The 4,272-nt window shown below is 68.1% G+C and carries 6 protein-coding genes, 1 tRNA gene and 1 pseudogene; all 8 read right to left on the reverse strand.

All coding sequences use genetic code 11. From position 1 onward, the window contains the following. Nucleotides 1–570, reverse strand: a pseudogene (locus ACE3Q3_RS23135) (DNA-directed RNA polymerase subunit beta); the annotation flags it as partial. A gap of 217 nt (nt 571–787) precedes the next feature. Continuing rightward, nucleotides 788–1,168, reverse strand: a complete 381-nt coding sequence (gene rplL / locus ACE3Q3_RS23140) for a 50S ribosomal protein L7/L12 (protein ID WP_374450018.1) — start codon at nt 1,166–1,168, stop codon at nt 788–790. A 44-nt stretch (nt 1,169–1,212) separates the two neighbouring features. Further along, complete coding sequence (gene rplJ, locus ACE3Q3_RS23145; RefSeq protein ID WP_374450020.1) at nt 1,213–1,731, reverse strand: 50S ribosomal protein L10; 519 nt, start codon at nt 1,729–1,731, stop codon at nt 1,213–1,215. Nucleotides 1,732–2,057: 326 nt separating this feature from the next. Continuing rightward, complete coding sequence (rplA, locus tag ACE3Q3_RS23150; protein ID WP_374450022.1) at nt 2,058–2,753, reverse strand: 50S ribosomal protein L1; 696 nt, start codon at nt 2,751–2,753, stop codon at nt 2,058–2,060. Nucleotides 2,754–2,759: 6 nt separating this feature from the next. Beyond that, nucleotides 2,760–3,191, reverse strand: coding sequence for a 50S ribosomal protein L11 (rplK, locus tag ACE3Q3_RS23155; protein ID WP_374450023.1), 432 nt, complete (start codon nt 3,189–3,191; stop codon nt 2,760–2,762). 116 nt (nt 3,192–3,307) lie between these two features. Beyond that, nucleotides 3,308–3,838 (reverse strand): transcription termination/antitermination protein NusG, encoded by a 531-nt coding sequence (gene nusG / locus ACE3Q3_RS23160; RefSeq protein ID WP_374450025.1) that lies wholly within the window; start codon nt 3,836–3,838, stop codon nt 3,308–3,310. Between the two features lie 3 nt (nt 3,839–3,841). Continuing rightward, on the reverse strand, nt 3,842–4,039 hold the full coding sequence (gene secE, locus ACE3Q3_RS23165; protein WP_374450027.1) for a preprotein translocase subunit SecE: 198 nt from the start codon (nt 4,037–4,039) through the stop codon (nt 3,842–3,844). 47 nt (nt 4,040–4,086) lie between these two features. After that, a tRNA-Trp gene (locus ACE3Q3_RS23170) sits at nt 4,087–4,162 on the reverse strand. Nucleotides 4,163–4,272 lie beyond the last annotated feature (110 nt).

The following is a 4,272-nucleotide window of genomic DNA, read 5'->3' on the forward strand; positions in this document are numbered from 1 at the left end:
GAGCCAGGAGCCGCGATAGGGGATGACGCGGGCGGCGAACAGGTACTTGCCCGAGGAGTGCGTCTTGCCCTTGTCGTGGTCGAAGAAGACACCCGGCGAGCGGTGCATCTGCGAGACGATGACGCGCTCGGTGCCGTTGATGATGAAGGTGCCGTTCGCCGTCATGAGCGGCATGTCGCCCATGTAGACGTCCTGCTCCTTGATGTCGCGGATCGAGCGCAGGCCGGAATCCTCGTCGACGTCCCAGACCACGAGGCGGAGCGTGACCTTGAGGGGCGCGGCGAAGGTCATCCCCCGCTGCTGGCACTCCTCGACGTCGTACTTCGGCTGCTCCAGCTCGTAGCGCACGAACTCCAGGCGCGCCCGGTCGGAGAAGTCGCTGATCGGGAAGACGGACTTGAACACCTCCTGCAGGCCGACGTCGCCGCGCTCGGTGGGCGCGACGTCCATCTGCAGGAAATGGTCGTACGAGCTCTTCTGCACCTCGATCAGGTTGGGCATCGGCGCGACTTCGGAGATGCGACCGAAGCTCTTGCGGATGCGCTTGCGGCCGGAAAAGGTGTTCGCCATGGGTCAGCCTCGCATCGGATGCAGAATGCCCGCGCCGCGCGCCAGGGCAGCGCGCGCGGGGCCGGGGGCCGCGGACACCGGCGGCCGGAAGTCGCCGGTGTCCAGTAACGCTCCAAGCCGGATCGCGCGGCCCGCGACGATCCGGCCTGTCTCGCTGCGGCGGACCGCCCCCGAGGGAGCGATCCGCCGCCGGTGATATGAAGAACGGGTAGCGATCTTACTTGATCTCCACCTTCGCGCCGGCGTCCTCGAGCTGCTTCTTGATCTTCGCAGCCTCGTCCTTGCCGACGCCTTCCTTGACGGGCTTCGGCGCCGCCTCGACCAGGTCCTTGGCCTCCTTCAGGCCGAGGCTCGTGATCGCGCGGACTTCCTTGATCACGTTGATCTTCTTGTCGCCGGCATCGGCGAGGATCACCGTGAACTCCGTCTGCTCCTCGACGGGAGCGGCGGCGGCGGCGGCACCGCCACCGGCGGCCGCGACCGCCACCGGAGCGGCGGCGGACACGCCCCACTTCTCCTCGAGCATCTTCGAGAGCTCGGCCGCCTCGATCACGGTCAGGGCCGAGAGTTCTTCCACCAGCTTGGCAAGATCGGTCATCGGTTGTCTCCAAACACTATAGTGCTATCGGTTCACACGGGGTCTCAGGCGGCTTCGTCCTGCCGGGCATACGCCGCGAGAACGCGGGCAACCTGTCCACCCGGGGCCTGCAGCACGCCGACGAGGCGTGCGGCCGGGGTCTGCAGGATGCCGACGATCTTGCCGCGCAGTTCCTCGATCGAGGGCAGGGAGGCCAGCGCCTTGACGCCGTCGGCATCGAGAACCTGCGAACCGAAGGCACCGCCCACGATCTTCAGCTTCTCGTTCTGCTTGGCGTAGTCGACGACCACCTTGGCCGCCGCCACCGGGTCCTTCGACAGCGCGATCGCCGTCGGCCCGGCCAGCATCGGCCCCACTCCCTCGAACTTCGTACCGGCAATGGCGAGACGCGCGAGCCGGTTCTTCGTCACCTTGAAGCCGGCCCCTGCCGCACGCATCCGACGCCTGAGTTCGGTCACCTCAGCCACGGTCAGACCGGACTGCTGGGTGACAACCACGGCGGCTGCCTCGGACAGCGTGTCGCGCAGGGATTCGACCAGCTTGGTCTTCTCGGATCGATCCACTGCTCGTCTCCGCATCGCTTGCCCCGTCGCCGCCCCCGCAAGGGGGCTTCGGCGGGGCGGTTGTGCCGGAACCCGTCGCCGGGCCCGGCCGTCCTGCCCCAGAAGTCCACAACCGATTCCGACCGCCCGGAAACCCGGAGCCGGCCGACATCGTTCGCTTCGTCCCGTCTATCGCCGGCGGGGCTCGCGCCCCCTTCGGTCGCCCGGGCGGACCCGGGCGGCACCTGCGGTCTTGGACAGGCCGGGCTGGTGGGAACTCCCACCCGCCCTGTTCCGCCCGCCGGCCGGAGCCGGCGGACGACGTTCCGTCCTCGCGGGGTCCGGCGTCAGCCGGCCGCGATGGTTGCCGTCTCCACCTTCAGGCCGGGGCCCATGGTGGAGGCCAGCGAAACCTTCTTGATGTAGGTGCCCTTGGCGCCCGACGGCTTCGCCCGCGTGATCGCGTCGACGAAGGCGCGGACGTTGGCGAGCAGCGCCTCCTCGGAGAAGCTCGCCTTGCCGACGCCGGCATGGATGATCCCCGCCTTCTCGGCGCGGAACTCCACCTGGCCGCCCTTGGCCGCCTTGATCGCCTCGGCGACGTTCGGCGTCACGGTGCCGAGGCGCGGGTTCGGCATCAGGCCGCGCGGGCCCAGGATCTTGCCGAGGCGGCCGACCAGCCCCATCATGTCCGGCGTGGCGATACAGCGGTCGAAATCGAGCTGCCCCGCCTGCACCCGCTCCATCAGGTCCTCGGCGCCGACGATGTCGGCCCCCGCCGCCTGTGCCTCGGCCGCCTTGTCGCCCTTGGCGAAGACGGCGACCCGCACGGTCTTGCCGGTGCCGTGCGGCAGCGAGACGACGCCGCGGACGATCTGGTCGGCCTTGCGCGGATCGACGTTGAGGTTCATCGCGATCTCGATGGTCTCGTCGAACTTGGCGGTCGCCCGCTCCTTGACCATCTTGATCGCCGTGTCGAGCGCGTAGAACTGCTCGCGGTCGATGTTCGTGTAGGCGTTCTTCAGACGCTTGCCCTGGCTCATGACCGCTTACTCCACCACCTGGAGGCCCATCGAGCGGGCCGAGCCGGCCAGCATGCGGCAGGCGGCCTCGACGTCGTTGGCGTTCAGATCCTTCATCTTCACCGCCGCGATCTCGCGGAGCTGGTCCATCGTGACCTTGCCCACGTTGGCGCCGCGGCCCGGCGTCTGCGAGCCCTTGTCGATGCCCGCCGCCTTCTTCAGGAAGTAGGTGTTGGGCGGGGTCTTGGTGACGAAGGTGAAGGTGCGGTCACCGTAGGCGGTGATGACCACCGGAATCGGCATGTTCGGCTCGAGGCCCTGGGTCAGCGCGTTGAACGCCTTGCAGAACTCCATGATGTTAAGGCCGCGCTGGCCGAGCGCCGGCCCGATCGGCGGCGACGGCTTGGCGTTGCCGGCCGGAACCTGCAACTTGATGTACCCGACGATCTTCTTCGCCATCTCGTGTCCCTCTCATATGGGGCGGCGACCCGTGGGCGCCACCCCTGGGATGCGCGGTCCGGCCATGGCGAGCCTCCCGCGCCCTCGTGCGACGCCGGCCCGCGGCCGGCGCCCGGTCAGACCTTCTCGACCTGGGAATATTCCAGGTCGACCGGTGTCGAGCGACCGAAGATCGACACCGCAACCTTGAGCCGCGCCTTCTCCTCGTCGATCTCCTCGACGAGGCCGTTGAAGGACGCGAAGGGCCCGTCGGACACCCGCACCTGTTCGCCGATCTCGAAGGTGATCGAGGGCTTCGGCCGCTCGATGCCCTCCTGGACCTGACGGCGGATGCGCTCGGCCTCGCCGTCGGTGATCGGCATCGGCCGGCCGCGGCCGCCGAGGAAGCCGGTGACCTTGGGCGTGTTCTTGACGAGATGCCAGGTCTCGTCGGTCATCTCCATCTTCACCAGCACGTAGCCGGGGAAGAACTTGCGTTCGGCGTTGACCTTGGCGCCGCGGCGGACCTCGACGACCTCCTCGGTCGGCACCAGGATCTCCTCGAAGCGGTCGGCCATGTTCTTCTGCTCGGCCTGCTCGCGGATCGAGCCCGCGACCTTCTTCTCGAAGCCCGAATAGACATGGATGACGTACCAGCGCATCGCCATCGCTCAGGCTCCGAGTTCGAGGAACAACCGCACCCCGTGCGCGATCACCCAGTCGACCGCCGTGAAGAAGAGGGCAGCCAGGAACACCATGACGAACACCATCATGGTCGTGATGCCGGTCTCCTTGCGGGTCGGCCACGTAACCTTGCCGACTTCCTGGCGGACCTGTCGGATGAACTCGAACGGGCTGGTCTTCGACATCGGTATTTCGCCTCAACGAGATCGCGCGCGCTGCCGCCCCGGAGGGATGGCAGGAGTGGAGGGGCTCGAACCCCCAACCCCCGGTTTTGGAGACCGGTGCTCTACCAGTTGAGCTACACTCCTATCCCACGCCGGTCGGACGCCGTGCGGAGCAACTGCCGCCGCCCCGCACGCAGCGACCTCAGGCGATGATCTTGGCGACGACGCCGGCGCCGACGGTGCGGCCGCCCTCG

The sequence above is a fragment of the Allostella sp. genome (assembly GCF_041913585.1).
Classification (GTDB): Bacteria; Pseudomonadota; Alphaproteobacteria; order ATCC43930; family Allostellaceae; genus Allostella.

Excerpts from the sequence above, each read along its gene's own strand:
- rplK (WP_374450023.1), bottom strand. The coding sequence starts at position 3,191 with ATGGCGAAGAAGATCGTCGGGTACATCAAGTTGCAGGTTCCGGCCGGC.
- secE (WP_374450027.1), bottom strand. The coding sequence starts at position 4,039 with ATGTCGAAGACCAGCCCGTTCGAGTTCATCCGACAGGTCCGCCAGGAA.
- rplL (WP_374450018.1), bottom strand. The coding sequence starts at position 1,168 with ATGACCGATCTTGCCAAGCTGGTGGAAGAACTCTCGGCCCTGACCGTG.
- rplA (WP_374450022.1), bottom strand. The coding sequence starts at position 2,753 with ATGAGCCAGGGCAAGCGTCTGAAGAACGCCTACACGAACATCGACCGC.
- nusG (WP_374450025.1), bottom strand. The coding sequence starts at position 3,838 with ATGGCGATGCGCTGGTACGTCATCCATGTCTATTCGGGCTTCGAGAAG.